We start from the raw sequence: 26,688 nt of genomic DNA, 5'->3' as shown, positions 1-26,688 counted from the left end.
GGGGACGGCAGTAACGACTCACCGCCCTCCGTTACTCCGGACGTGCCAACTGGACCCCGGCCTTCGCCGGGGTGGAGCTAGTTGTAGCGTGTTACTTCATTGGTGCAGCCTGTTCCCCCGCGAAAGCGGGGAACAGGAGTCTAGCTCGCCAACTGTATTTAGCTGGGCCCCCGCGTCCGCGGGGAGCACTGGTTGGGGTTAGCGTGCGACGTTCCGCGAGTTTAGGCGCCTGCCGCTTCAAGCTTCGCCCGCACCGCGGCCACCGCGTCCGCAGCCTTATCGCCATCGGGACCGCCACCCTGCGCCATGTCGGGACGGCCACCGCCGCCCTGACCGCCTAGCGTGGCCACCGCGATCTTGAGCAGGTCGACGGCGTTGTGGCTGGCGACAAGGTCCGCCGTCACGCCGACGGCCACCGAAGCTCGCCCGTCGTTGATCGCGACCAGCATCGCGATGCCCGAGCCGAGCCGCTGCTTTGCCTCGTCGACTGCGCCGCGCAGACCCTTCGCTTCGAAGTCGTTAAGCACCTGGCCGATGAACGCCACGCCGCCGACCTGTTCGGGGCCAGCCGCTTCGCCCGAACCGCCGCCGCCCAGCGCCAGCGCCTTCTTCGCGTCGGCGAGTTCGCGTTCGAGGCGGCGGCGGTCTTCGAGCAGGGACGCGACGCGCGCTGGGACCTCGTCGGGGGTCGACTTAAGCACTGCTGCGGTCTCGCGGAGGCGATCGTCACGGCTGGTCAGATAGGCGCGCGCCGCTTCGCCGGTGAGCGCTTCGACACGGCGGATGCCGCTGGAGACAGCGCCTTCGCCGACAACCTTGAACAGGCCGATGTCGCCGAGCGCGTTGACGTGCGTGCCGCCGCACAGCTCGATCGAGTAGGTCCCGTCCTCGGTCGAGCCCATCGACACGACGCGGACTTCGTCGCCGTATTTCTCGCCGAACAGCGCCATCGCGCCCATCGCGATCGCGTCGTCGGGGGTCATCAGCAACGTCGTAACCGCGCCGTTGCCGCGGACTTGCGCGTTCACGTCGGCCTCGACCTGCGCGATGTCGGCGGGGGTCATCGCGACCGGCTGCGAGAAGTCGAAGCGCAGGCGGTCGGGCGCGACGAGGCTCCCCTTCTGCGCGACGTGCGTGCCGAGGCGTTCGCGGAGGGCTTCGTGCAGCAGGTGCGTCGCCGAGTGATTGGCGCGGATCTGTGCGCGGCGGGCGACGTCGATCTGGAGCTTGACCGGGTCGCCGACCTTGATCTCGCCGGCGTTGACGATCGCGTGATGGACGAACACGCGGCCGAGCTGCTTCGACGTCTCGGTGACGTTCGCGCGCAGGCCGGTGTCGTTGGAGATGTGGCCCGCGTCGCCGACCTGCCCGCCGCTCTCGCCGTAGAAGGGCGTCTGGTTGACGACGATCGCGACCGTATCGCCGGTCGTGGCGTGGTCGACGCGCGCCCCGTCCTTGACCAAGGCGACGACCTCGCCCTCGCCGGTATCCGATGCGTAGCCGAGGAATTCGGTGCCGCCGGTCTGCTCGACGATGTCGAACCAGATGTCGTCCGAGGCCTTCGCGCCCGAGCCCTTCCAGGCGGCGCGGGCGGCGCGCTTCTGCTCGGCCATCGCGGTGTCGAAGCCTGCGCGGTCGACCGCGATGTTGCGTTCGCGCAGTGCGTCCTCGGTCAGGTCGTACGGGAAGCCGTAGGTGTCGTAGAGCTTGAACGCGACGTCGCCGGCCAGCGTGCCGTCGGTCATACCGGTGGTCGCTTCGTCGAGCAGCTTCAGCCCCTTGTCGAGCGTCTGGCGGAAGCGCGTCTCCTCCTGCTGGAGGGTCGCCTCGATCAGCGGGCGTGCGCGCGACAGTTCGGGATAGGCCGCGCCCATCTCGGTGACGAGGGCGGGGACCAGCCGGTGCATCAGCGGCTGCTTGGCGCCGAGGATGTGCGCGTGGCGCATCGCGCGGCGCATGATCCGGCGCAGGACATAGCCGCGGCCTTCGCTCGCGGGCAGCACGCCGTCGGCGATCAGGAAACCGGCGGTGCGCAGGTGATCGGCGATCACGCGGTGGCTGGCGGTGTTGGCACCGTCGGTCGCGGTGTGCGTCAGTGCGCCCGAGGCGGCGATCAGCGCCTTGAACGTGTCGGTGTCGTAATTGTCGGTGACGCCCTGCATGACCGCGGCGATGCGCTCGAGCCCCATGCCGGTGTCGATCGAGGGCTTGGGCAAATTGCCGACGATCTCGGCATTCTCCTGCTCATATTGCATGAACACGAGGTTCCAGATCTCGACGAAGCGATCGCCGTCCTCGTCGGGGCTGCCGGGAGGCCCGCCGAAGATGTGCTCGCCGTGGTCGTAGAAGATTTCCGAGCACGGCCCGCATGGCCCGTTGTCGCCCATCGACCAGAAATTGTCCTTGGTCGGGATGCGGATGATGCGGTGATCGGGGAGGCCGGCGATCTTCTTCCAGAGATCGAACGCCTCGTCGTCGGTGTGGTAGACGGTGGCGGTCAGCTTGTCGGGCGACAGGCCCCATTCGCGCGTCAGCAACGTCCAGGCGTGGACGATCGCCTGTTCCTTGAAATAATCGCCGAACGAGAAATTGCCGAGCATTTCGAAGAAGGTGTGGTGGCGCGCGGTGTAGCCGACATTGTCGAGATCATTGTGCTTGCCGCCGGCGCGGACGCATTTCTGGGACGACGTCGCGGTGGTGTAGGGGCGCGATTCGAGGCCGGTGAAGACGTTCTTGAACGGCACCATCCCGGCGTTGACGAACATCAGCGTCGGGTCGTTCTGCGGCACGAGCGGCGTGCTGGGCACGATCTGGTGCCCCTGCGATCCGAAATAGTCGAGGAAGCCGCGGCGGATGTCGTTCGTCGATGTCATGCGCGGGGACTTAGGCGAGCGGGGCGGTTCGCTCAAGGGAGGTGTGTGAGGAGGCTCGGACGTATCCGATTGAAACGAAGCAAGCTTGTTTCCCCGCGAAGGCGCGGATCCAGACTGGGCTCCCGCCTTCGCGGGAGAACAAGGAAGCGGGGGCTGTCGTTCGTTGAGAGCCGCCACTCCGCACCGCCGCCACCCCGGCGAAGGCCGGGGCCCAATTGGAAAGGTGGAAATAACGGAGCGCCGTGCTTCGTTATGCTCGTCCCCCAATTGGGCCCCGGCCTTCGCCGGGGTGGTTGAGATTGGTAGGGCGGTGGAGATCGGCGGGTAGCCAATCATGCACCGCCGCACATGTGCTCGGCATCCGGCAGCGTCCAAGACTCGTCGGTGCGCAGATTGGTGGTCGTGTACCACTTGCCGCGCTGGTCGCCCGGCGGGCAGTGCGTCGGCAGCTTGGCGAGGCAGGTCATCACCCGGTCGCCGACGCGCGCATGCTGGACGGCCGCGACCTGATCATAGGAGACGCCGTAGACGCCGTTCTTCAGGGTGATGCTCGATCCGGAGTCGGGGACTGGACGACCATTGTCTTCGAGCCGCTGAGTCACGACGCTGACCGTCGTGAAGGCGCAGGTGCCGACACGGATCGGCGCCCGCGTCGATGTCGCCTTCGGACCGGGGGTGCACTCGCCCCGAGCAGCAGGATCATCGCGATGGCTGCGTGCAGCTTCATGTCGTCCCTTTCCTCAGAGTGGTGCGTCGATCGACTTGGGTGGTTCGCTGAACCATTTCGGGCCAGCGTCGGTCATGTGGAAGCAATCCTCGATCCGCACGCCGTACTTCCCCGGGATGTAGATGCCCGGCTCATCCGAGAAGCACATCCCCGCCGCCAGCTTGGTCGTCTCGCCGCGGACGAGGTTGACGGGTTCGTGGCCGTCCATGCCGATGCCGTGGCCGGTGCGATGCGACAGGCCGGGGAGCTTGTACCCCGGTCCGTAGCCGAGCGTTTCGTAATGCCGGCGGACCGCGTCGTCGACGCTGCCGGCGGGTGCACCGATCTTGGCGGCGGCGAATGCGATCTGTTGCCCGCGGGCGACCTGATCCCACGTCTTGCGCTGGTCGGCACTTGCCGCGCCGTGGACCCAGGTGCGCGAGATGTCGGACTGATAGCCCTGCACGGTGCAGCCGCAGTCCATCAGCACGACCTGGCCTTCGGCGACGCGGTGGATTTCGCGGCTGCCGTGCGGATAGGCCGACGCCTCGCCGATCAGCGCGAGCGCGAACTCAGGGGCGCCACCGAGCTTGCGGGTCGCGGCGTTCATCAGCGCGCCGATCTCGGGGCCGGTCATGCCCTTCTCGACACGCGGCTTCGTCCAGCGATACGCGGCGAGCGTGACCTCGGTCGCGGCCTGCATCAGCGCGATCTCGGCCGGAGTCTTGATCATCCGGCAGGCGCGGACGACCGGGTCGGCGGACACGATCTTGGCGTCGGGCAGGACGCGCGCGAGCCCCGCATAAGCGATGTAGCGCACCTCAGCCTCCAGCCCGACCGGACGCGTGGCCAGTTTCCGGTCGCGCAGAAACCCGGATACCACGGCGAGCGGGTTCTCGTCTTCTTGCCAGACGCGGACCTCGGCGGGGATGGCGAGCGTCTCGCGGATCGAAGGCTCCTCGAAGAACGGCGTGACGATGCACGGCTCTCCCTCGACCGGGAGGATCATCGCGGTCAGCCGTTCGCTGCGCCACCAACTGACGCCCGAAAAGTAGATCATCGACGATCCGGGCTCGATCAGCACCGCGCCGATGCCGGCTGCCTTCATCAGCGATTGCGCGCGGACCAGCCGCGCGGCGCGTTCGGTGGCGTCGATCGGCCTGGTCGTGCCGGTGATGTCGGACAGCGCCGACAGGTCCGGTTCGGCGGCGCGGAGGATCGCGGTAGTCGACAGCAACGGCGCCGCGAGGGCGAGGCTCAGCAGGTCGCGGCGCGAGGGGCTGAAGGCGGGCTTGTGGCATGCGGTCGACATCGCCGGACGATAGGGTCCTTGACCCGGGCGCCGCAATCCCCTTCCTGTTCGCACTTCTCGGGAGCGATTAATGGCCAAGCGGCTAACCTATTACATCTTGTTCGGCCTCGTCGCGGGGATGGTCGTCGGCTGGATCCTGAACGCGTCGATCGACAACGGCACGGCCGAGTCCGCCGAACGGCTGAAGGACATCGCGGGCTATTTCTCGATCGTGACGACGCTGTTCCTGCGGCTTATCAAGATGATCATCGCTCCGCTGGTGTTCTCGACGCTGGTGGTCGGTATCGCGCATATGGGCGATACCGGCGCGCTTGGCCGCGTTGGTCTCAGGAGCCTTGGCTGGTTCATCTGCGCGAGCCTGTTGTCGCTCACGCTGGGCCTGATCCTCGTCAACGTGTTGCAGCCGGGCGTCGGCCTCGCGCTCGCTATCCCGCCGGCGACCGCGTCGAGCGGCGTCGACCGCGCGGCGTTCGATCTCGCCAAGTTCATCACGCATATCGTCCCCGATTCGATGATCGCGGCGATGGCGGGCAACGAGATCCTCCAGATCGTCGTGTTCTCGGTGTTCGTCGGCGTCGCGATCACCGCGGTCGGCGAGAAGGCCGCGCCGCTGGTAAAGGCGATCGAGGCGCTGGTCGCGGTCATGCTCCAGATCACCAACTACGTGATGCGGTTCGCGCCGTTCGCGGTATTTGCCGCGGTGACCGCGACGCTTGCCGAGCGGGGGCCGACCATCCTCGGCCAGCTCGGCTATTTCATGCTGACCTTCTATATCGGGCTCGCGCTGCTGTGGGCGATGCTGATCGGGATCGCGTTCTTGCTGATCGGGCCGCGGACGCGGTTGCTGGTGCGGTATATTCGCGATCCGTTGATCCTGGCGTTCTCGGCGGCATCGTCGGAGGCGGCGTATCCGCGGACGCTGGAGGCGCTCGACCGGTTCGGTGTGCCGCCGCGGATCGCGAGCTTCGTGCTGCCGCTGGGCTATTCGTTCAATCTCGACGGGTCGATGATGTACATGACGTTCGCGTCGCTGTTCATCGCGCAGGCGTATGGCATCCACATGCCGATCGGGCAGCAGATCGCGATGCTGCTGGTGCTGATGGTGACGTCGAAGGGCATCGCCGGCGTGCCGCGCGCGTCGCTGGTGGTGATCGCGGGGACGTTGTCGATGTTCAAGATTCCGGAGGCCGGGATTTTGCTGATCCTGGCGGTGGATCACTTCCTTGACATGGGGCGGTCGGCGACGAACGTGATCGGGAATGCGGTGGCGGCGACCGTGGTGGCGAAATGGGAGGGTGGGCTTGATGAGCGCGAGCCGGCGGATCGAGATTTCCCGCATGCACCTACCGGACATGGGCCGAAGGTGGATGTGGACAGCTATGAGAAGATCGGGCCGGGGCAGGTTTGAGGGTGGACGGCGATCTTGAACCGGTAACTTCTCAAGGCTGTCCTTTTACGCTGGCAGACCACTGAAGAAGTACCTCCCCGGCGGCGGCCGGGGTCCAGTTGGGAGACGCCAGCGATCACCGTAGCGTCTCGTTATTTTGACCTTTCCAACTGGGCCCCGGCCTTCGCCGGGGTGGTGTTTGGGGGAGAGATCGTCTTCTTGGCCCCCAGCTGGTTCCCGACTTGCGCTACTCAAGCGTAGGCATAGGGGCCGCCCTTTTTAGGCCGGCCTGGTACGCAGGTCGTGCGTGGACCTTTGCCAACCACGCGATAGTCGCGGGGCGGGACTCGTTGAGGCCGCCACGGCTGCGGGCGGCTTCGAGGGGGAAGCTCATAATGATGTCGGCGGCGGTCATCTCGGCGCCGGCGAACCAAGGGCGCTGCGACAGTTCGGACTCCACATAGTCGAGGTGGACGTCGATCATCGGCTGGATCTTCTTGGTCGCTGCCTTGCCCAGAATCGGGATGCGCGCGAGGACGAGCTTCAGCAGCAGCGGCGGCATCATCGAGCCTTCCGCATAATGAAGCCAGAAGCGGTAGCGTAGCGCGTCGGCGCGGTTGGCGGGGGCGCCGAGCTTGCCGTCCGCCTTGTCGACGAGATATTCGACGATCGCGCCCGTCTCGGCGACCACCTGGCCGTCATCCTCAATTACCGGCGACTTGCCGAGCGGGTGGACCTGCTTGAGTTCGGGCGGCGCGAGCATCGTTGCCTTGTTCCGCTCGTAGCGCTTAATCTCGTAGGGGAGGCCGAGTTCCTCGAGCATCCAGAGGATCCGCTGCGATCGCGAGTTTTCGAGGTGGTGGACGATGATCATGCTGGGCCCCCTGTTTTTTATTCGGACGATTTGCGCGCGGTCCAGATCCAGGCGACGGCGGGGAATTCCACCGTGTCGCCGCTTTCGTACCAGTCGCAGACCTGGGTGAGACGCGCGATATGCTGCTCGCGTTCCTCGGGAGGAGCGTCGCGGATGGCTGAGGCGGCGGGGCCGATGCGGCTGAAATAGTCGACGGCGTCGGCGACGGGGTCGGTGCCCTCCCCTGCTCGGTAGGCGAAGTCGACACGCTGGGGTGACACAACAGGCCAGCCGGATTTCTCGAGGATGCTCGCGACGTAGGTCGGGTCGGCGAAGGCGAAAGGGCCGGGTGCGGTGGTTGCCGGAGCGTCGGCATTGCCACCGGTCACGGTAATGATTTCGGCGGCCCAGCGGTTGGCGGCGCGGTCGGCGAAGCAGGAGAAGACGAGCCTTGCGTCGGGGGCGGCGGCTTCAGCCAAAGTGGTGAAGGCAGCAATGGGGTCCGCAAAGAACATGACGCCGTGGCGCGAGACGTAGAGGTCTGTCGGGGCGTGGTTCGCGGCGGCGACGGTGATGTCGGCGCATTCGAAGCGAGCGTTGGCCTGGGTTTCGGCGCGGTGTCTCGCGATCTCAATCAGGGTTGGTGAGAGATCTATGCCGGTTACGGTCGCGTTCGGGAAGGCTTGGGCGGTGGCGAGCGAGGTTGCGCCGGCGCCGCAGCCTATGTCGATGATCTTGCGGGTTCGGGAGATCGCGGCGGCGAGGATCGCTGCGTTTAAACGTGGCGTCAGGTTGATGAAGCTGCGGTCGGTTCGGCGCCATTCTTCGGCCCAGACGTCGCCTATTCTGCCGGTCCAGTCGTAGGCGGTGGTCATGGGTCGAAGTGCCTCATGGTCGGATCGGGGGCGGCGGTTTGAAGTGAAGTATAGGAAGTATAGAGGCTCGCGCGGGTTTGGCGTTGGGGAATTAGCGGCGTCGCGGGGCCTGTTGTGTTGCCTTTGGGCGGTCGTCTGCCCTTCCTTGTTTCCCCGCGAAGGCGGGGATCCAGACTGGGCTCCCGCCTTCGCGGGAGAACAAGGGGGACGGGTGCCGCATTCGGTAGGAACTGATACCCCGGCGCAGGCCGGCGCCCAGTTGGGAGCCGATTGTAACGAAAGATCGCGCTTCGTTATTGCGACCTTTCCAACTGGGCCCCGGCCTTCGCCGGGGTGGAGCGTTGGGGGAGCGGCAGTGCGTTGCCTGCGTAGAAATCCGACGCCGACGCAAAGAGGCTGATGCCGATGCAACCAAGCCACCGCGCACCCTCACCCTCCCATTGCGAAGGCAATGGGCCCCTCCCTCTCCCCGGAGGGAGAGGGGAAAAGCCTTATACGTCGTCTTCGGCGTCGGGGCCGGCCATCATTTCTTCGGCGACCTTGTCAGTGCGCGCGGATCTGCTTTTCGAGGCGGTCGGCGGTTTCGGGGTTGTCCTTGAGGAAGGTCTTCGAGTTCTCGCGGCCTTGGCCGAGACGAACGCTGTCATAGCTGAACCATGCGCCGGACTTTTCGACTAAGCCGGCCTTTACGCCGAGATCGAGGATTTCGCCGAGCTTTGAAACGCCCTGCCCGTACATGATGTCGAACTCGACCTGCTTGAACGGCGGGGCGACCTTGTTCTTGACGACCTTGACGCGCGTCTGGTTGCCGGTGACCTCTTCGCCGGCCTTGATCGCACCGATGCGGCGGATGTCGAGGCGGACCGAGGCGTAGAACTTCAGCGCGTTGCCGCCGGTCGTCGTCTCCGGGTTGCCGTACATGACGCCGATCTTCATGCGGAGCTGGTTGATGAAGATCACCATGCAGCGCGAGCGGCTGATCGAGCCGGTGAGCTTGCGCAGCGACTGCGACATGAGACGGGCCTGGAGGCCGACATGGCTGTCGCCCATCTCTCCCTCGATTTCGGCACGCGGCACGAGCGCCGCGACCGAGTCGACCACGAGCACGTCGATCGCGTTCGAGCGAACCAACGTGTCGACGATCTCGAGCGCCTGCTCGCCGGTGTCGGGCTGTGACACGATCAGCTCGTCGATGTTGACGCCGAGCTTCTTCGCGTAGACCGGATCGAGCGCGTGCTCGGCATCGACGAACGCGGCGGTGCCGCCGCCCTTTTGCGCTTCGGCGATCACGTGGAGCGCGAGCGTGGTTTTGCCTGAGCTTTCCGGCCCGTAGATCTCGATCACGCGGCCGCGCGGCAGACCGCCGACGCCGAGTGCGATGTCGAGCCCGAGCGATCCGGTCGAGATGACCTCGACCTGCATGGTTTCCTTCGAGCCCAGGCGCATCGCCGAGCCCTTGCCGAAGGCGCGGTCGATCTGCGCGAGCGCGGCGTCGAGCGCCTTCTGGCGGTCGTTGGTTGCGGTTGCCATGCCGGTGTCGATCACTTTCAGATTAGCGGCCATTGATAAGCTCCCATCGCTAAAGCAAGCGCGCGTGCCATTCAACGCGTCAAACGCCATGTATTCTCTTTGTTCTTGTGGAACAAGTGGGGAACGGTGGTTTGTGCGGAAAGATTTAGGGCTTGGTCGTGGTCACGGATGCGCTGGGCACGGCGCCACGAAATCGGCCGCCTTAATATATGATCGGTCATCATCCTCGCGCAGGCGTGGATCCATAGCCTGAAGGGCCAGCGATCCTATTGCGACGCCAACCAGTATGGGTTCCCGCCTCCGCGGGAATGACGGGGTGGGGGCGGCGATCTTTGATCGAAATTCGGTCAGTCTTTCTTACGAGGGCGGGCTTATTAGGGGTCGCGTTTGATCAGGCGAGCGTGGTTGCGAGGGTCCACCAGTCGCAGGCTTGGGCGGCGGTGGCGGCGTCGTCTCTGGCCTCAAGGGTTTCGAACAGGGCGAAGCAGGTGGCGCCCGAGCCGGACATTCTGGACAGGAGGACGCCGTGCGCTGCGTCGAGAAGGGTGCGCACTTCCGCGATTTCGGGGGCGAGCGCTAGCGCGGGGGGCTCGAGGTCGTTGCGGCCTTCGAGGGCGCGAGCGAGGAGGTCACCTTTGGAGATCGGGCCTCGGTCCTTGCCGTCCCAGGTTTTGAAGACAGCGGCGGTGGAGACGGCGACGCCGGGGTTCACGAGGAGCAGTGGCGTGCCGACGAGACCTTCGATCTCGGTAAGCGTGTCGCCCTTGCCGGTGCCGAGCGTGGTGCGGTTGGCGAGGCAGGCGGGGACGTCTGCGCCGAGCTTTGCGGCGATGTCGTGAAGGCGGGGGTCGGTTGACGGGACGCCGTGGAGTCGGGCCAGCGCTCGGAGGGTGGCCGCGGCGTCGGCTGATCCTCCGCCTATGCCCGAGGCGATCGGGAGGTGCTTTTCGAGAGTTATGGCGTGGTGGGTGTTCGGAGCGAATGCGGTGGTGAAGGCGTCTGCGGCAGCGGTTACGAGATTGCCGTTCCAAGGGGCGCTGCCTTGAGTGGCGTTGGGCAAGCCGTGCGCGTCTTCATTGTCCGTTCCCAATTGGGCCCCGGCCTTCGCCGGGGGGTGTTGGGGGTTGGGAGGAGTGCGACGGCGAAGGGGCCAGTTATGGTGAAGCTATTGGTTTGGGCGGCTTCTACCGTGATTAGGTCGCCGTCGGTGGCGAAGGCGAAGAGGGTTTCGAGGTCGTGATAGCCGTCGGCGCGGCGGCGGCGGACGTGGAGAGCCAGATTGATCTTGGCGGGCGCGGATTCGGTTATGGCGGGCATTGCGGGGTCTCGAGGTTTTGGGCGGACTTGGCCGGCGTCCGGCGTTGTGCATCGGCTTAGCCACAAAACATCCGTCATCCCAGCGGAGGCCGGGATATCGTGGTTTGGCAGGCGGCGCGTGCCTCTTGGGATACCCCAGCTTTCGCTGGGGCGACGGTTTTTGGGTAGTGTGGGGTCCTTCCCTCTCCCCGGTGGCAGAGGGACTTAGCGCCGGTTTTTTGGGGGAGGCCGTTGGCTATCTTTGCGGTTATGCGTGCGGTATCGGCTGGTTCGGCGGTGAGGAGCGCGGCGCGCCAGGCGTAGCGGGCTTCGTAGTTTCGGCCTGTGCTCCAGTATGCGTCGCCTAGGTGATCGGATATTTCGGCGTTGGTGGGTTCGGCCTGCGCGGCGGTTTCGAGCAGCGGGAGCGCGCGCGGTGTTGCCGGAGAGGTGGTAGGCCCAGCCCAGCGAGTCGGTGACCGACGCGTTGGTCGGGTCGAGGCGGGTGGCGCGTTCGAGCAGCCGGATCGAGGCGGGAATGTCGTCGCCGTGCTCGACTTGCGCGAAGCCGAGATAGTTCAGCGCGAGCGGTTGCGCAGGGCCGCGGGCGACGGCTTTTTCCAAAGCGTCGCGCGCTTCGGGCCAACGTCCGGCCTGGTCGAGCGCGCCGCCATATTGCAGCCACGCCCCCCAGGTGCCGCCCTTGTCCCCGTCGGCGGCGATGATGCGCTGATACCAGGTCGCGGCTTCGGCGGGGTTGCCGGTGGTCAGCAGTAGATCGGCGTAACGTTGCCAGTCGGCGGGCTCCGCGCCCTTCTGGTCGACGCGGTTCTTGGCGGCGGCAAGCGCCTCGCCGTCGCGGTCGGTGTTCGACAGGATATCGATGCGCTCGGCCGCGGCGGCCCCGGCGGACGGGCCCTTCGGGTCGATCTCGTCGAGGACCGCGAGCGCCCGGTCGACGACCTTGTTGCGGGCGAGCGCGTCGGCGAGGAGGATACGCGCGCCGTCATAGCGGGGGTCGGCGCGCAGTGCGGCCTGCGTCAGGGCGATCGACAGCGGCGAAGGTTCGCCGGCGGCGAGGTCGCTGGCGAGGCGCGCGAGCAGCCGCGACACGCCGATCGCGAGCGGTTGCTTGGCGGGCGCCTTGGCGATCAGATCGCGTGTTTCGGTGGCGAAGCGGTTGGCGACGGGGTCCTTCGCGGCAGTGGCAAGCGACGGTTCGGGGTCGCGACCCTCGGCGCGGGCGACCCAGGCGTAGAGCGAGGGCGCGAGCACCACGAGAGGACCGGTGGCGAGCGTGGCGATGGCGGCGCTCGCGGCCTTGGTGTCGCCTTGTCGCGCGGCATCGGCGAGCGGGAGAAGCGCGGCGTCGGCGGGGGCTACGCCAGCTTTGCCCAGCACCGCGGCGGCACGCGTGGCGAGCGGCATGTCGCCCGCCTCCAGCGCCTCGCGGTAGGCGCGGATCGCGACGATGGGATCGGCAGGCGATGCCGCCAGCACCTTGGCGTAGCTGGCGGCGGCGAGGTCCGGCGTGCCCGCGGCGTCGGCGGCGCGGGCCTTCAGATAGGCGGAGAGGTCACCCGTCCCGGCCGTGGCGGGAGCCGCCAGGACGAGACCGAGTGCGAAGAATACGGGCTTACATGTTGGGATAATTGGGGCCTCCGCCGCCCTCGGGTACGACCCAGTTGACGTTCTGGGTGGGGTCCTTGATGTCGCAGGTCTTGCAGTGGACGCAGTTCTGCGCGTTGATGACGAACTTCGGATCGCCCTCTTCGACGCCGACCACCTCGTAAACGCCGGCCGGGCAATAGCGTTGCGCGGGCTCGTCGTACATCGGCAGGTTGTACGTAATCGGTACCGCCGGGTCCTTGAGCGTCAGGTGGACCGGCTGGTCCTCCTCGTGGTTGGTGTTCGAGATGAACACCGACGAGAGGCGGTCGAACGTCAGGACGCCATCCGCCTTCGGATAGGCGATCGGCTTGACGAGGTCCTTGCGCCACAGGCTCTCATGGTCGGGATGATGGTGCATCGTGAAGGGGACCTTGATCCCTAGATGCTCGAGCCACATCGTGATGCCGGCAAGGCCCGAACCGATCAGGTCGCCGAACTTCTTGACCAGCGGCACGACGTTGCGGACGACCGACAGCTCCTTCTTGACCCACGACTTCTCGAACGCCTCGGGATAGGCGGCGAGTTCGTCATGGCCGCGCTGCGAGACGATCGCCTCGACAGCAGCTTCGGCGGCCATCATGCCGGACTTCATCGCGGTATGCGTACCCTTGATCCGCGGCACGTTGAGGAAACCGGCGCTGTCGCCGATCAGCGCTGCGCCAGGCATGACCAGCTTGGGGATCGACTGCAAACCGCCGTCGCTGATCGCGCGTGCGCCGTAGCTGACGCGCTTGGCGCCCTTCAGCAGCGCGGCGATCTCGGGGTGCGTCTTCCAGCGCTGCATCTCGTGGAACGGCGAGAGATGCGGGTTGGTGTAGTTGAGCCACGTGACGAAGCCGATCGAGACCTGGCCGTTCGCCTGGTGATAGATCCAGCCGCCGCCGTTCGAGCCTTCGGTTTCGGACAGCGGCCAGCCCTGCGTGTGGATGACGCGACCGGGGACATGAAGTTCGGGATCGATGTCCCACAATTCCTTGATGCCGAGGCCGTAGACCTGCGGATCGCTGTCCTTGTCGAGCGCGAACGTCCGGATCAGCTCCTTGGTGAGGTGACCGCGGCAACCTTCGGAGAAGAAGGTGTATTTGGCGTGGAGTTCGAGACCCGGGGTGTAGTCGCCCTTGTGCGTGCCGTCGCGCGCGACGCCCATGTCCCCGGTCGCGACGCCCTTCACCGAGCCGTCGTCGTTGAACAGGATTTCGGCGGCGGCGAAGCCTGGGAAGATCTCGACGCCGAGTTCCTCCGCCTTGCCCGCGAGCCAGCGGCAGAGGTTGCCGAGCGAGCCGGTGTACGTGCCCTTGTTGTGCAGGAACGACGGCGTGACGAAGTGCGGCATCTCGCTCTTCTTCGTCTTGCTGAGGATCCAGTGATGGTTCTCGGTGACCGGGACCTCGGCGAGCGGACAGCCGTCCTCGCGCCAGGTCGGCAGCAGCTCGTCGAGGCTCTTGGGATCGATGACCGCGCCGGACAGGATATGCGCGCCGACTTCGGAGCCCTTTTCGAGCACGCAGACGCTGATCTCGGCGTCCTTCTCGGCCGCCAATTGTTTGAGACGGATCGCTGCCGAAAGCCCCGCCGGACCTGCGCCGACGATCACCACATCATAGGGCATCGATTCACGTGTCGTCATCATCGTCTCCCGGGGGATGTCCCCTCTAGCCCAGTCTATCCGCCCCTGCCCTTCGTTCGGGCTCGGGCCGGCACCGTCTTATCCAATATGGCGATTGCGCGAGTTGACCGCCACGTCAACCGTGCAGCATAGGTTACCGCGTGGGGGCGGACCAAACCATCGACTGGCGAAATGCTGCGGCGAGTGCGCTCGACTGGTGGCACGAGGCTGGCGTCGACACGCTGGTCGACGACGCGCCGCGCGACTGGTTTGCGGCGCCTGAACCGCTTGTCGTGCCCGCCGCAGCGCCTGCCGCATCGGCCGTTGCACCGTCTGCGATGCCGCTTCTGTTCGCCGATTTCCTAAACTGGCGGAGCGGTGCGGAGGTTCCCGAGGCGGACTGGAGCGGGGTTTCGCTGGCGGCGATCGGACCCGCGGACGCTACGGTCATGGTGCTTGTCGATTGTCCCGACCGCGACGACGGCGATGCGGGCGCATTGCTCAGCGGCGCGTCGGGGCGGTTGCTCGACAGGATGCTCGCGGCGATCGGTCTGACGCGGGACGAAGTGCATCTGGCCGCAGTCTGCGCGAAGCGGCCTACCGCAGGACGGATCCATAGCGACGTCGAAGAACGGCTCGCGGAAATCGCCAAGCATCACATCGGTCTGGTCGCCCCCAAGCAGTTGCTTCTGCTGGGCAATGCGGCGAGCCGTGCGATCCTCGGGACGGAATTACAGGCGGCGCGCGGGCGTTTACACGGGTTTAACCATAAGACCGGAGAAACGAGCGTAGTCGCGAGCTTTCATCCGCGGTTCCTGATCGAGAAGCCGGCGGCCAAGGCCGAGGCCTGGAAGGATTTGCAGGTGCTGATGCGCGGACAGACGCAAGAGGGTGTGAGATGATTCGGACTCTAGCTATCGTTCTCGGGCTGAGCGCCCTTCCCTTCCCAGCTCTGGCAGCGACCGTAGCCGGCGAGCCTAGCGGCGATGCCCGGCTCGGGACGACGCAGTTGGTCGGTGCGCTGACGCTGGAGCAGATCCCCGACCAGCTCGATGCGGGCCAGCGCGAGGCGTACAAGACGGTGTTCGCGGCGATCCGCGACGGCAAGTGGACCGACGCGCAGATCCAGCTCGACACGATGAAGCCCGGCCCGCTGCACGCGATCGCGCGCGCCGAAATGTATACGGCGAAGGGATCGCCCAAGGTCGAGATGGAGCCGCTGGTCGCGCTGCTCAACGAAGCGCCCGAGCTGCCAGAGGCCGAGCAAATTGCGCGGCTCGCGTCGATGCGCGGTGCGGTTGGCCTGCCCCCTTGCCGGTCGCACAGCGACTGATCTGGCAGGACGGCGCGCCGCGTCGCGTCCGCGCGAAGAGCCTGAAGGGCGACATGATCGCCGCCGATCTCGCGCTGAAAATGCAGCCTTACGTCAAGGCCGATATGGGCCGCGAAGCGCAGTCCCTGTTGGAGAGCACGCCCGGTCTTACCCCGGAGGCGCTGACCGAATGGCAGCAGAAGATCGCGTGGATCTATTTCCTGCAAGGCGACGATGTGAACGCGCGGGTCATGGCGACCAAGGCGCAGGACGGCGTCGGCGACTGGGCGGTCCAGGGCCGCTGGGTCAATGCGCTGTCGGCATGGCGGCAGAACGACTGTGCGAATGCCGAGAGCGGGTTCGAGGGCGTCGCGGCGCGTGCGGGCGACGTCGATCTGCGTGCGGCGGCTTTGTATTGGGCGTCGCGTGCCGACATGGTGTGCTCGCGCCCCGACAAGATCGAAGGTCGCCTGAAGGCGGCGGCGCAGTTCAGCGAGAGCTTCTACGGCCAGCTTGCGCGCCAGCAACTGGCGATGAAGGACAAGGGCACGTCGGTTGGCGGGCTCGTTGCCAGCGACTGGCAAGTGGTCGGCAAGCGTCCGAACGTCCGCGTCGCCGCGGCGCTGGTCGAGGTCGGCGAGACCGATCTGGCCGATACCGTGATCCGTCAGCAGGCGAAGATCGGCGACCCGCGCGAGTTCGGCAACCTGGTCCGTATCTCCGAAGCGCTGAGCCTGCCCGCGACCACCGTCTTCCTTGCGCATAATTGTCCGCAAGGGGTCACGTCGACTGCCGAGGCGCGCTATCCGACGCCGAACTGGACGCCCGACAGCGGCTGGCACATCGACAAGGCGCTGGTCTACGCGCACACGCTCGAGGAATCGCGGTTCCGCAACACCGTGAAGAGCCCGGCCGGCGCGTATGGCCTGATGCAGATCATGCCCGCCGCCGCGACAGATTTCGCGCGCGAGCGTGGCACCTCGATCGACATGAAGGCGCTGACCAAGCCATCGACCAACATGGATATCGGCCAGCGCCATCTCGAGCGGCTGCGCGATATGGCGGGCGTGACCGGTGGCCTGCTGCCGAAGGTGATCGCGGCCTATAACGCGGGGCCGCGCCCGGTCGGCGACTGGAACGCGATTGTCCACGATAACGGCGATCCGCTGATGTACATCGAGAGCATCCCGTATTGGGAAACGCGCGGCTATGTGACCACCGTGCTGCGCAACTACTGGATGTACGAAGCGCAGGGCGGCAAGAAGGCGTCGGTCAGCCGTAATGCACTCGCGCAGGGTATGTGGCCGCGCTTCCCCGGCCTGCCGGGTGCAGCGGCGGTCAGGATGGCCGCCAAGCCGTACACGCAATATCATGCCAGCGTGACGCCGATGCAGGCGACGGTCGCGGTGAATGCGAGCGTCGGGCCGCAGTCTACCACCGTCACGCGCGGACTGAGTTTCATGCCGATCGACGAGAGCCGGATATTCCTGCCGGTGCGGATTGCCGTGCTGACCGTGTCGGATACGCGGGGCCTTGCCGAGGATCGCTCGGGCGATACCCTCGTCGCGCGGCTGACCGAAGCCGGACACGTGCTCGCCGACCGCCGGATCGAGAAGGACGATGTCGAGACGATCGTCTCGTGTCTTCACGCCTGGATCGGTGATCCCGAGATCGATTGCATCATCACCACCGGCGGGACCGGCGTGACGGGGCGCGATGTGACGCCGGAGGCCGTGGAGCAGGTCGCCGAGAAGATGATACCCGGCTTCGGCGAACTCTTCCGCATGCTCAGCTACCAGACGATCGGCACCTCGACGGTCCAGTCGCGCGCGTGCGCCTGCGTGTCGCATGGCACGTATATCTTCGCGCTGCCGGGCTCGACCGGGGCGGTGAAGGACGGCTGGGACGGAATCCTGCGCGCCCAGCTCGACAGCCGCCACCGCCCCTGCAATTTCGTTGAGCTCATGCCGCGGTTGCTGGAACGCTGAAAGCGCCAATGTCCCGTACGTCGCGCCAGATCATGGTACGGCGTACGGAGCGGTCATTTCCGTAGCGCGACATGGCAATCGTAAAATACCCATCAGGTTCAACGAGTTGCACTTCGTGTAGCACCGTATTAGTAAACTGGCACACTCGGTGCATTGGTCGTCCCGTAACCCGATCGGGTTGCGACACCAACGATCCGAAGGACGCCATCATGCCATCGCTCATCCTGAACAGCTTCATCGCCGCCACCGTTCTCGTCACCGCCGCGCCGAGCCTCGCGGCCGGGTCGCAGCCGACGACGAAGCTGAAATACGATGCGAAGATGCAGAAATATTGCGTGACCGATCCGGCCGTTACCGGCAGCCACCTTCAGAACAGGACGTGCAAGACGTCGGCGCAGTGGAGCGCCGCGGGGCTTGACATGCCGAAGACCACGATGGTGGCGGCGACGCCTTCGGAAACGACCATCGCGCTGAAGTGATACGTTACGGTGCGGGTTCGAGGATCCTCCCCCGCCAGGGGGAGGATCGCACGATACTCGACCCGCGCTAGGCGTATCGGCTCGATCAGTTCGCTAGCAAACGCTCGGCAAACGCACGAACACCCGGACCGATATCGTCGCGCGACAACGCGATCGCCAGATTGGCCTGGATATACCCGCCCTTGTCGCCGCAATCGTAGCGCTGGCCATCGAAGGTGAAGCCGTGGAACGGCTGGTTGCCGATCAGCTGCGCCATCGCATCGGTCAGCTGGATCTCGCCACCCGCACCCTTTTCCTGTGTCTCCAGGATCCGCATCACCTCCGGCTGGAGGATGTAGCGGCCGGGAATCATCAGGTTCGACGGCGCGGTGCCCTGCTTGGGCTTCTCGACCAGCGCGGTGACTTCGGTCAGTCGGCCGTCGATCGCGCCCGGCGAGATGATGCCGTATTTGTCGGTTTCCGAATCAGGCACTTCGAGCGCACCGATGACGTTGCCGCCGACCTTATTATACGCCTCGACCATCTGCTTCATGAAGCCGGGCCTGCCGACCATGAGTTCGTCGGGGAGCAGCACCGCAAATGGCTCGTCACCGACGATATCGCGCGCACACCATACCGCATGACCGAGACCAAGCGGCTCCTGCTGGCGGACATAGACCGGCGAACCCGGCTTCATCCGGATATGGCTGATCGCATCGAGCGACTTGCCGCGCGCGCATCGTATCCTCAAGCTCGTACGAAATATCGAAATGATCTTCGAGCGCACCCTTGCCGCGGCCGGTCACGAAGATGATCTGCTCGATCCCCGCCTCAAGCGCTTCCTCTACCGCATATTGAATCAGCGGCTTGTCGACGACGGTCAGCATTTCCTTCGGCATCGCCTTCGTGGCGGGCAAAAAGCGGGTGCCAAGTCCAGCCACCGGAAATACAGCCTTGCGCAGTGGCTTTATAGTCATTCTGAACTCCAGGATTATAGTCGGATCGGCAATCTTTCCGGCGTGTTTATCGGTCGTTACGGATCAGTGCAAATCGGGCTGACCAATCGATCAAACGTCACGGCCGGTTAGCGCGTCATTAAACGCGATGCGCTACGAAGGTTCCATGTCCAAAATTCTCGTCATATTCGGCACGCGTCCCGAAGCGATCAAACTCTTCCCGGTTATCCGTGCCTTGGCTGAAGACCAGAGCCTGTCGGTGCGCACCTGCGTCACGGCGCAGCATCGCGGGTTGCTTGATCAGGTGTTGGCGATCGCCGATCTCGCGCCCGATATCGACCTCGATCTGATGGAGCCCGGCCAGTCGCTCGATCGCCTGACCGCGCGGCTGCTGACGGGGATCGGCGAGGTGATGGACGCTGAACGACCCGACCTCGTCATCGTCCAGGGCGACACGGCCACCGCGATGACCGGTGCGCTTGCCGCCTATTACCGCAAGGTCCCGGTCGCGCATGTCGAGGCCGGCTTGCGCTCAGGCGATATCTACCACCCCTGGCCAGAGGAAGTGAACCGCCGGATCGTCGCACCGATCGCCGCGCTGCATCTCGCACCGACCGAGACGTCGGCCGAGGCGTTGCGCCGCGAGACAATCGCGCCCGACACGATCCACGTCACCGGCAACACCGTGATCGACGCGCTGCACTGGACCAGCGCCAAGGTCGCCGCCGACCCATCGCTCGCCGCCGGGCTGGACGCGATTGCCGCACGCTTTGTGGGAAAGCGGATCGTCCTGGTGACGACGCACCGCCGCGAGAATTTCGGTGACGGGATGGCGGCGATCGCCCGCGCGATCGGACGGATCGCGGAACGCGACGACGTCGCCGTTCTCTTCCCGGTCCACCCCAACCCCAACGTCGTTTCGGTGATGGACGAAATTCTCGGCGATCGCGCGAACGTCGCCCGGATCGAGCCGCTCGATTACCCGCATTTCGTCCGGGCGCTCGGCATGGCCGACATCGTGCTGACCGATTCGGGCGGCGTACAGGAAGAGGCGCCCGCGCTGGGCAAACCGGTGCTGGTGATGCGCGAGACGACCGAACGGCCCGAAGGCGTCGCCGCCGGCACGGCACGTCTGATCGGAACCGACGAGACGCGAATCGTTGCCGAAATCTTCACGCTGCTCGACGATAAGGCCGCGTATGCGACGATGGCGCGGGCGCACAACCCGTTCGGCGACGGCCACGCCGCCGCGCGTATCGCCGCCATCGTCACGAACTTCATCGCGCCCGGGATCGTTCCCGGAGACGCATCCGAGATCGCAAAGGGACAGGACACGCATGCTGACCGAGACTGAACTCACCGTCGTCGTCATGGGCCTGGGCTATATCGGGCTCCCGACTGCTGCGGTGATCGCGCGCACCGGCGCGCGCGTACTCGGCGTCGACGTAACCGAATCGGTGGTCGAGACGATCAACTCGGGGCGCGTGCATATCGAAGAGGTCGATCTCGATGGACTTGTCTCCGGCGTCGTCGCGCGGGGAACGCTGCGCGCCTCGACGACGATCGAACCCGCGGACGTGTTCGTCATCGCGGTACCAACGCCGTTCGACGACGATCATGCCCCCGACATCGGCTATGTCCTGAATGCCGCGACGACGATCGCCGGCGTGCTGAAACCGGGTGACACGATCATCCTCGAATCGACCTCGCCGGTCGGCACCACCGAACAGGTCCGCGATCTGCTGGCGACGTTGCGTCCCGACATCCGCGTTCCCGGCCGCGCCGGCGAACAGGCGGATATCGCGATCGCCTATTGCCCCGAACGGGTCCTGCCCGGCCGCATCCTGGTCGAATTGATCGACAATGATCGCGTCATCGGCGGGATCACACCACGCTGCGCGCGCAAAGCACTCACCTTCTACCGGCGCTTCGTCCGTGGCGCGTGCGTCACCACCACCGCACGGGCGGCCGAAATGACGAAGTTGACGGAGAATGCGTTTCGCGACGTCAACATCGCCTTCGCCAACGAATTGTCACTGATCGCCGACACGATGGGGGTCGATGTGTGGGAGGTGATCCGTCTCGCCAATCGCCATCCGCGCGTGAACATCCTTCAGCCGGGGCCGGGCGTCGGCGGGCATTGCATCGCGGTCGATCCCTGGTTCCTCGTCCACGCCGCCCCCGACCAGACCCCGCTGATCCGGACCGCACGCGAGGTAAACGACGGCAAAACCGACCATGTCATCGCGCAGGTGGCGGCATTGGTAGAATCGATGCCCGGCGCGCCAGTGGCGTGCCTCGGCCTCGCCTTCAAAGCGAACATCGACGATTTCCGAGAAAGCCCTGCGCTGAAAGTCGCGCAAGCCGTCGCGGACGCCTTTGGCGACCGCGTCCGGATCGTCGAGCCCTATGCCAGGACCCTGCCCGCAGCACTTGCCGGTACCGGTGCGACCTTGATCGACGTCGATACCGCGATCGAGACCTGCCCGATCATGGTCGTGCTGGTCGATCACGACGTCTTCAAATCGATTCCGCTCGAGGAGCGCGCCGACAAAGCGGTGCTCGACACGCGCGGGATCTGGCCCGACCAGCCGCGATCGATCGTCAGCGCAACGGCACGTCCCGCGTCGCGACGACCGGCGGGATGATCGGCCGGACCGGGTTGGCCGCGATCGCCTGCGCGACGGCTTCGAGCGCGTTGGCGCGCGCCTTGGACGAGGCATGCGTACGGCTGCGAAAAAGTCCGCCATCGACCGCGCCCCCTTTGTCCCGCCAGAATTTCGGCGCGGACATCGGGTCGAACCCGGCATTGGCGAGCAGATAAATTCCGAGCAGGTCGGCCTGATCCTCGGTCTCGCGGATCAGGCGGCCATTGCGACCGAGCTCAGCCAGCAATCCACGATTGATCTTTGCCGCGTCGAGCCGACTCCGGTGACGCAGGATGTTGTGCGCGAGTTCGTGCGAGACGACCACCGCGATCTCGGCATCGGTATAGCCTTCGAAGAAGCGCTCGCCGATCTGGACCACCGAACCGTCTGCGCTGGCATCGAGACCGCTGCCGAGCAGAATCTCGAAGCGCGATCGGCAGCCTGCGACCGGAGTCACCGCGATCGCGTGACGCTGCCCCTCGCGCAGCACGGTCAGGCGCAGCGGCTGGCGCAGCGGAGCCTCAGTGATCGCCGCCTCGGCGCGATCCCGAGCCGCGGCATTCTCCGGCGCGTTCGCGGCCGGTAGTCCGGGCAGCGCAGTCTCGCCGATCGCGACCAGCGAATCGTTCGCGGCGATACCTGCACGATCCGCCGGCGCACCCGCCACCACCGCCTCGACGCCGATCAGCGATTCGAATCCAAAGACCGCCGTCGCGGTCGCGCGTGCCGCCGGGGCATATTGGCTAAGCGCATGAATCGGCATGCCGATCTGTGGCTGTAGCCTGTCGCAAAGCGGCGCATTGGCCGTCGTCAGGCGATAGGCGATCGTCGCCAGGCGGAGATCCGCAACCCGCAACGCATCAAAAAATGCAGGTGCGAGAGGGGGCTCCTTGGCAGGCGCCGCCGCGGTCAGCAGGAGAAGCGGCATCAGCCGGGTGATGAGGGTCATGATCGGGCAATAGCCGCGTTCGCCCGACACGTCATGCCTCCACCCTATGATGGCCAACGGGTCGGCGTGCGTGTGTTGCGACCCGACGCGTTACCCCGTATGCGCGGCGCTTTCCTCGGTATTGCCGTTCGATACCGTCCTCCACACATTGTCGGCATCATGATTTCCAAGCTTTTCAAGTCACGTACCGCCGCAAAAGCCCCCACATCCTTTGTGCCCGAAGGGCAGCGGATCTATGCCGTTGGCGACATTCATGGCTGCGTCGATCTGCTCGACGAACTGATTGCGCTGATCGATACGGACGAGGCGCAACGCGGGCCCGCCGATACAACGCTGATCTTCCTTGGCGACATCGTCGATCGTGGTCCGGCGTCCGCGGCCGTGATCGAGCGCTTGCGCGGCTTGGCCGAGACCCGCGGGACGGTGCGGTTTCTGCTCGGAAATCACGAGGAAATCTTTCTCGGTGCGCTCGACGGCGAACCCAAGGCGCTGCGCCTGTTTTGCCGGATCGGCGGACGCGAGACCATATTGAGCTACGGCATGGACGCCGCCGAATATGAACGGCTGGATTATGAAGAGCTCGTCCAGCGCCTCGGCGACCTGGTCCCCCCGGCGCATCGCGACTTCATGAGCGCGTTCGAGGACATGATCGTGATCGGCGACTACGCGTTCGTGCACGCTGGCGTGCGCCCCGACGCGCCGCTGGATCGGCAACGGCCTTCCGATCTCCGATGGATCCGCGATCCGTTTCTCGATCACCGAAACAAGCTCGAGAAGATCATCGTTCATGGTCATACGATGACGGACGAGGTCGACTATCGGAACCATCGGATCGGGGTCGATACGGGCGCGTACGCATCCGGCAAGCTCACCGCACTGGGTTTGGAGGGCGGCGAAACGTGGCAGGTGCAGACGACGGGGTCGCGTGCCCCCGATGCGACGTCCTAGATTCTTGCGAAGCGCCTGCCGTTTTGGCGGGAATTTACGGCAACGAGGGCGATACGCCCCTTTCTCCGGCCTTCGGCAACGGCTATGCACCCCGGAAGGCAGATGCATGTTGCACTGCCGCAACAGTGCGGAACACTTCGGTTTCGTGCCAGTTACCGCGGTTGCCTTGGGGTTGGTTTCGTGCCAATTGCGGGGCGACGAGCACAAAGGGAGTTCATCATGCGTCTTGGGAAGTACATCCTGACCGCAGCAGCAGCCACGATGGCAGTTGCTCCGGCCATGGCAGCACCGGCAAGCCTGTCGGTTTCGAAGTCGGTTCGTTCGGGTTCGGTTTCGGCTGACAAGAACGAGCTGGCAGGTGGCGGCGTTATCGTCGCAATCCTGGCAGCGGCAGCAGTCGTAGCCGGGATCGTTATCGTTGCAGACAACGACGACAACTCGGACAGCAACTAAGTCTAACGACTTCGTTGAAGGAAATAGCGGTCTTCGGGCCGCTATTTTTTTGTCCGCGGTCCATCGCTGCCTGACGATTGGCGATACCGCGCTGTACACCCAGGCTAAGTGCGCCAAGGCGTCATGCATCGAGGCTGGGAGATTCGCGGGATGGACGAACTGACGCTCGGCGTGGTCGGCATCGACTTCCCCAACACGGATCGCAGCAAGAGCAACCGGCGGATGGAGTTGCTGCTCTGCGCCCCCGGCGAGCCGGTCGAGTTGCGCTGCGAACCGAAGAACCCGCACGACGCCAACGCGGTCGCGGTGTTCAGCCTGCGCGGTATCCAGATGGGCTATCTCTCCGCCGAACGCGCGCCGCTGATCGGGCGCCGCATCCAGCAGGAGGAGCATGTCGTCGTATTCCAGGCGCTGGTCGGCAGCATGGGCTATGTCCGCATCCGCTTCGGCGGCGGTGCGCCGACGCTACCGGATCTTGTGGAGAGAGAATTGGCGGCCCGGTCGCGTAGCCGCGCCGCGCCCTTCGATCCGGACGCGTTCTATCCCGACCCCGAAGGCCCGGAGTGGGGGGCGTGAACTCCTGATCCTCCCCCGCGGAGATATCTGGTACTTGCCGGACGGAGGAGGCACACAACAGAGGTCGTCGCCCCCTCCCCCTCAGTCGCTACGCGCCACCGCCCCCTGGTGGGGGAGGATATTGAGACAGCCTAGATCCCCTGCGCGCTGACCGTTCGCCCGGTCGCTTCCAGATCGCGCGTCAGGTCGGCGAGGCAGCGGTCGACCAGCGCCTCGTCCGAACTCCGCACCACGAAGTTCGCGCCCGTCTTGCCGTCGCGGAAGAACGGATAGCTGCCGATCGCGACGCCCTCGTGCGCCTTCTCGGCGTCGCGCAGGATGTCGGCGACCTCGCTCTCCGCCACCCAGCAGCCGATCGTCTTCGACACCACCGGGCGGCCGCCCTCGAGCATCCCCGTCAGCGCGTCGAGCATCCCAGCCGTAATGTGCGGCACGCCCGCCATGATGAAGATGTTGCCGATCTTGATCCCCGGCGCGCCCGACACCTTGTTGTCTATCAGGTCCGCCCCGACCGGCACCCGCGCCATCCTCGCGCGCTTCGGTCAGCCCGCCGCGCGTCGCATAATATTCCTCGAGCACCGCCATCGCGCGCGGATGATGCTCGACCGCGACGCCGAGCGCCTCGGCGATCGCGTCCACCGTGATGTCGTCGTGGGTCGGCCCGATCCCGCCGGTCGTGAACAGGTAATCGTTGCGCGCGCGCAAGATGTTGACCGCCTCGACGATCGCCTCGGTCTTGTCGGCGACCACGCGCACCTCGGCGAGGCGGATGCCCTGCACGTTGAGCCAGGCCGCGATCTGCGCGACGTTCTTGTCTTGCGTGCGGCCCGACAGGATCTCGTCGCCGATGATCGTCAGCGCGGCCGTCCAGATGCGTTCCTCTACCATGCCCCTCGCATAGCCTCGCAAAAGCGCGCCCGCCACGCTATATCGCGCGTCATGACCGAATATGTAACCGTCACCTCGGACCAGCCCGACGCGCGCACCGGCGCCATCAAGCTCCACGGCCCCGCCGCCTTCGAAGGCATGATGAAGGCGGGCAGGCTTGCCGCCGAGACGCTCGACATGATCGTGCCGCACATGGTGCCGGGCGTGACCACCGCCGAGATCGATCGGCTGATCTACGACTTCATCATCGCCGGTGGCGGCGTGCCCGCGACGCTCGGCTATCGCGGCTATACGCACAGCGTCTGCATCTCGATCAACCATGTCGTCTGCCACGGTATCCCGAGCGAAAAGACGCTAAAATCGGGTGACATCGTCAACGTCGACGTCACGCCTTTGCTCGACGGCTGGCACGGCGACACGAGCCGGATGTACCTGATCGGCGACGTGCCGATCAAGGCACGCCGCCTCGTCGAAGTCACTTACGAATGCCTGATGATCGGCATCGAGCACGCCAAGCCCGGCAACCGCATGGGCGACGTCGCCAACGCGATCCAGCGTCATGCCGAGAAGCACCGCTACGGCGTGGTCCGCGATTTCTGCGGGCACGGCGTCGGCCGGCTCTTCCACGACGCCCCCGAAGTCGTCCATGTCGGCAAGCCCGGTACCGGCCCCGAGCTTCGCCCGGGCATGATCTTCACGATCGAGCCGATGATCAACATCGGCCGTCCCGACGTGAAGCTGCTCGACGATGGCTGGACGGCGGTCACGCGCGATCGCTCGCTGTCGGCGCAGTTCGAGCACTCGATCGGCATCACGGAAGACGGCTGCGAGATCTTCACGCTGAGCCCGAAGGGGTACACGCAGCCGCCTTACGTATAGGATCGGCCGGTGGAGACGTTCTTCACCGTGCAGTCGGTGATGACGTGGCCGTTATATTCGAACGATCCCTTGCCGTTCCAGTCCTTGGCCACCGCGAGCGCTACACTGAAGTGCGCGAGATAGGAGCCGATCGCTGGTGGCGGTACCGACACGATATACTGCCCGGTCAGGTGCACGAGCAGGGTGTCCTGCCCAAACCCGGTATGAAGGATCGCACCGGTAACATACGGGATGATCGTCGTTCCATAGGGTGGCGGTAATGCTTGCGTGATCTGTGCCGAGCCGGAAACTTGTCCGTTCACGGCATTCACACCCAGATCGAGATGAAGCGTTGGCGCACCGGCAAACCCGCCATGCTTAACGTCCAGCTTTACTATATAATACCCGACTGCCTCGGTCATGAATATTTCCTCCTGAGGATCTATGCTGATCCGCTATTGGAGTTCCACATACGAAGACTGTCGAGTCCAGCGGGATTGGGTCCGAATCGAACCGGCCGAAACCGCCGACCTCCGCACGACACA

The 26,688-nt window shown here is 65.5% G+C and carries 20 protein-coding genes and 5 pseudogenes; 12 read left to right on the top strand and 13 right to left on the bottom strand.

Translation table 11 applies throughout. The features are described from left to right. Positions 1-221: 221 nt before the first annotated feature. From alaS to QP181_RS01100, 3 genes are all read right to left on the bottom strand, one after another. The gene (gene alaS / locus QP181_RS01110) at positions 222-2,873 is read right to left on the bottom strand and encodes an alanine--tRNA ligase (RefSeq protein WP_333927297.1); all 2,652 of its coding nucleotides are present in this window, start codon (positions 2,871-2,873) and stop codon (positions 222-224) included. Positions 2,874-3,205: 332 nt separating this feature from the next. Then, positions 3,206-3,475 carry a hypothetical protein gene (locus tag QP181_RS01105; RefSeq protein WP_333927296.1) on the bottom strand — a complete coding sequence of 90 codons (270 nt, stop codon included), beginning with the start codon at positions 3,473-3,475 and terminating at the stop codon, positions 3,206-3,208. Positions 3,476-3,613: 138 nt separating this feature from the next. Beyond that, entirely contained in the window at positions 3,614-4,891 is a 1,278-nt protein-coding gene (locus QP181_RS01100; protein ID WP_333927295.1) for a M24 family metallopeptidase, read from the bottom strand. Positions 4,892-4,961: 70 nt separating this feature from the next. On the opposite strand from QP181_RS01100, the gene QP181_RS01095 reads away from it, so the two are divergent. Continuing rightward, positions 4,962-6,299 carry a dicarboxylate/amino acid:cation symporter gene (locus tag QP181_RS01095; RefSeq protein WP_332755266.1) on the top strand — a complete coding sequence of 446 codons (1,338 nt, stop codon included), beginning with the start codon at positions 4,962-4,964 and terminating at the stop codon, positions 6,297-6,299. 230 nt (positions 6,300-6,529) lie between these two features. Here QP181_RS01095 and QP181_RS01090 read toward each other — a convergent pair. From QP181_RS01090 to QP181_RS01065, 6 genes and pseudogenes are all read right to left on the bottom strand, one after another. Further along, positions 6,530-7,152, bottom strand: a pseudogene (locus tag QP181_RS01090) (glutathione S-transferase family protein). A 17-nt stretch (positions 7,153-7,169) separates the two neighbouring features. Next, positions 7,170-8,006 (bottom strand): class I SAM-dependent methyltransferase, encoded by an 837-nt coding sequence (locus QP181_RS01085; protein ID WP_333927294.1) that lies wholly within the window; start codon positions 8,004-8,006, stop codon positions 7,170-7,172. A gap of 491 nt (positions 8,007-8,497) precedes the next feature. Beyond that, positions 8,498-9,569 (bottom strand): annotated as a pseudogene (gene recA, locus QP181_RS01080) (recombinase RecA). Between the two features lie 358 nt (positions 9,570-9,927). Further along, positions 9,928-10,596, bottom strand: a complete 669-nt coding sequence (locus QP181_RS01075; protein WP_333927293.1) for a 4-(cytidine 5'-diphospho)-2-C-methyl-D-erythritol kinase — start codon at positions 10,594-10,596, stop codon at positions 9,928-9,930. A 461-nt stretch (positions 10,597-11,057) separates the two neighbouring features. Then, entirely contained in the window at positions 11,058-12,332 is a 1,275-nt protein-coding gene (locus QP181_RS01070) for a tetratricopeptide repeat protein (RefSeq protein WP_333927292.1), read from the bottom strand. Positions 12,333-12,468: 136 nt separating this feature from the next. Next, on the bottom strand, positions 12,469-14,130 hold the full coding sequence (locus QP181_RS01065; protein ID WP_333927291.1) for an electron transfer flavoprotein-ubiquinone oxidoreductase: 1,662 nt from the start codon (positions 14,128-14,130) through the stop codon (positions 12,469-12,471). 140 nt (positions 14,131-14,270) lie between these two features. Between QP181_RS01065 and QP181_RS01060 the strand changes: the two genes are divergently transcribed. From QP181_RS01060 to QP181_RS01040, 5 genes and pseudogenes are all read left to right on the top strand, one after another. Continuing rightward, a complete protein-coding gene (locus QP181_RS01060) occupies positions 14,271-15,011 on the top strand; it encodes a uracil-DNA glycosylase (RefSeq protein WP_333927290.1) in 741 nt (246 codons plus the stop codon). Next, a complete protein-coding gene (locus tag QP181_RS01055) occupies positions 15,008-15,442 on the top strand; it encodes a hypothetical protein (protein WP_333927289.1) in 435 nt (144 codons plus the stop codon). The genes QP181_RS01060 and QP181_RS01055 overlap by 4 nt, the downstream gene beginning before the upstream one ends. A gap of 53 nt (positions 15,443-15,495) precedes the next feature. Further along, a pseudogene (locus tag QP181_RS01050) lies at positions 15,496-16,515 on the top strand (transglycosylase SLT domain-containing protein); the annotation flags it as partial. A 366-nt stretch (positions 16,516-16,881) separates the two neighbouring features. Beyond that, positions 16,882-17,409 carry a molybdenum cofactor biosynthesis protein B gene (moaB, locus tag QP181_RS01045; protein WP_333929521.1) on the top strand — a complete coding sequence of 176 codons (528 nt, stop codon included), beginning with the start codon at positions 16,882-16,884 and terminating at the stop codon, positions 17,407-17,409. Between the two features lie 209 nt (positions 17,410-17,618). Further along, a complete protein-coding gene (locus tag QP181_RS01040) occupies positions 17,619-17,888 on the top strand; it encodes a hypothetical protein (protein WP_333927288.1) in 270 nt (89 codons plus the stop codon). Between the two features lie 85 nt (positions 17,889-17,973). Here the strand turns inward: QP181_RS01040 and galU are convergent. After that, a pseudogene (gene galU / locus QP181_RS01035) lies at positions 17,974-18,844 on the bottom strand (UTP--glucose-1-phosphate uridylyltransferase GalU). Between the two features lie 145 nt (positions 18,845-18,989). Between galU and wecB the strand changes: the two are divergent. Continuing rightward, on the top strand, positions 18,990-20,177 hold the full coding sequence (gene wecB / locus QP181_RS01030) for a non-hydrolyzing UDP-N-acetylglucosamine 2-epimerase (RefSeq protein WP_207901244.1): 1,188 nt from the start codon (positions 18,990-18,992) through the stop codon (positions 20,175-20,177). Next, a complete protein-coding gene (wecC, locus tag QP181_RS01025; protein ID WP_132897699.1) occupies positions 20,161-21,471 on the top strand; it encodes a UDP-N-acetyl-D-mannosamine dehydrogenase in 1,311 nt (436 codons plus the stop codon). Before wecB ends, wecC begins: the two co-directional genes overlap by 17 nt. Here the strand turns inward: wecC and QP181_RS01020 are convergent. After that, the gene (locus tag QP181_RS01020) at positions 21,428-22,450 is read right to left on the bottom strand and encodes a M48 family metallopeptidase (protein ID WP_333927287.1); all 1,023 of its coding nucleotides are present in this window, start codon (positions 22,448-22,450) and stop codon (positions 21,428-21,430) included. The genes wecC and QP181_RS01020 overlap by 44 nt on opposite strands. A 129-nt stretch (positions 22,451-22,579) precedes the next feature. On the opposite strand from QP181_RS01020, the gene QP181_RS01015 reads away from it, so the two are divergent. The 3 genes from QP181_RS01015 to QP181_RS01005 all read left to right on the top strand — a co-directional run bounded on the left by QP181_RS01015 (position 22,580) and on the right by QP181_RS01005 (position 24,397). Further along, positions 22,580-23,368 carry a metallophosphoesterase family protein gene (locus QP181_RS01015; RefSeq protein WP_333927286.1) on the top strand — a complete coding sequence of 263 codons (789 nt, stop codon included), beginning with the start codon at positions 22,580-22,582 and terminating at the stop codon, positions 23,366-23,368. A gap of 219 nt (positions 23,369-23,587) precedes the next feature. Then, positions 23,588-23,821: a hypothetical protein gene (locus QP181_RS01010; RefSeq protein WP_207901243.1), complete on the top strand. Its 234-nt coding sequence runs from the start codon at positions 23,588-23,590 to the stop codon at positions 23,819-23,821. A 150-nt stretch (positions 23,822-23,971) separates the two neighbouring features. Next, on the top strand, positions 23,972-24,397 hold the full coding sequence (locus tag QP181_RS01005; RefSeq protein ID WP_333927285.1) for an HIRAN domain-containing protein: 426 nt from the start codon (positions 23,972-23,974) through the stop codon (positions 24,395-24,397). 131 nt (positions 24,398-24,528) lie between these two features. Here the strand turns inward: QP181_RS01005 and QP181_RS01000 are convergent. Beyond that, positions 24,529-25,285 (bottom strand): annotated as a pseudogene (locus QP181_RS01000) (competence/damage-inducible protein A). A gap of 51 nt (positions 25,286-25,336) precedes the next feature. On the opposite strand from QP181_RS01000, the gene map reads away from it, so the two are divergent. Continuing rightward, positions 25,337-26,164 carry a type I methionyl aminopeptidase gene (map, locus tag QP181_RS00995; protein ID WP_132897695.1) on the top strand — a complete coding sequence of 276 codons (828 nt, stop codon included), beginning with the start codon at positions 25,337-25,339 and terminating at the stop codon, positions 26,162-26,164. On the opposite strand, the gene QP181_RS00990 is transcribed toward map, so the two are convergent. Beyond that, entirely contained in the window at positions 26,155-26,565 is a 411-nt protein-coding gene (locus QP181_RS00990; protein WP_333927284.1) for a DUF1842 domain-containing protein, read from the bottom strand. The genes map and QP181_RS00990 overlap by 10 nt on opposite strands. Positions 26,566-26,688: the final 123 nt, after the last annotated feature.

Source organism: Sphingomonas sp. LR55 (assembly GCF_036856015.1).
Lineage (GTDB): Bacteria > Pseudomonadota > Alphaproteobacteria > Sphingomonadales > Sphingomonadaceae > Sphingomonas.
Note: the sequence above shows the minus strand (reverse complement) of the source record. Positions and strands in the feature narration are given on the sequence as shown.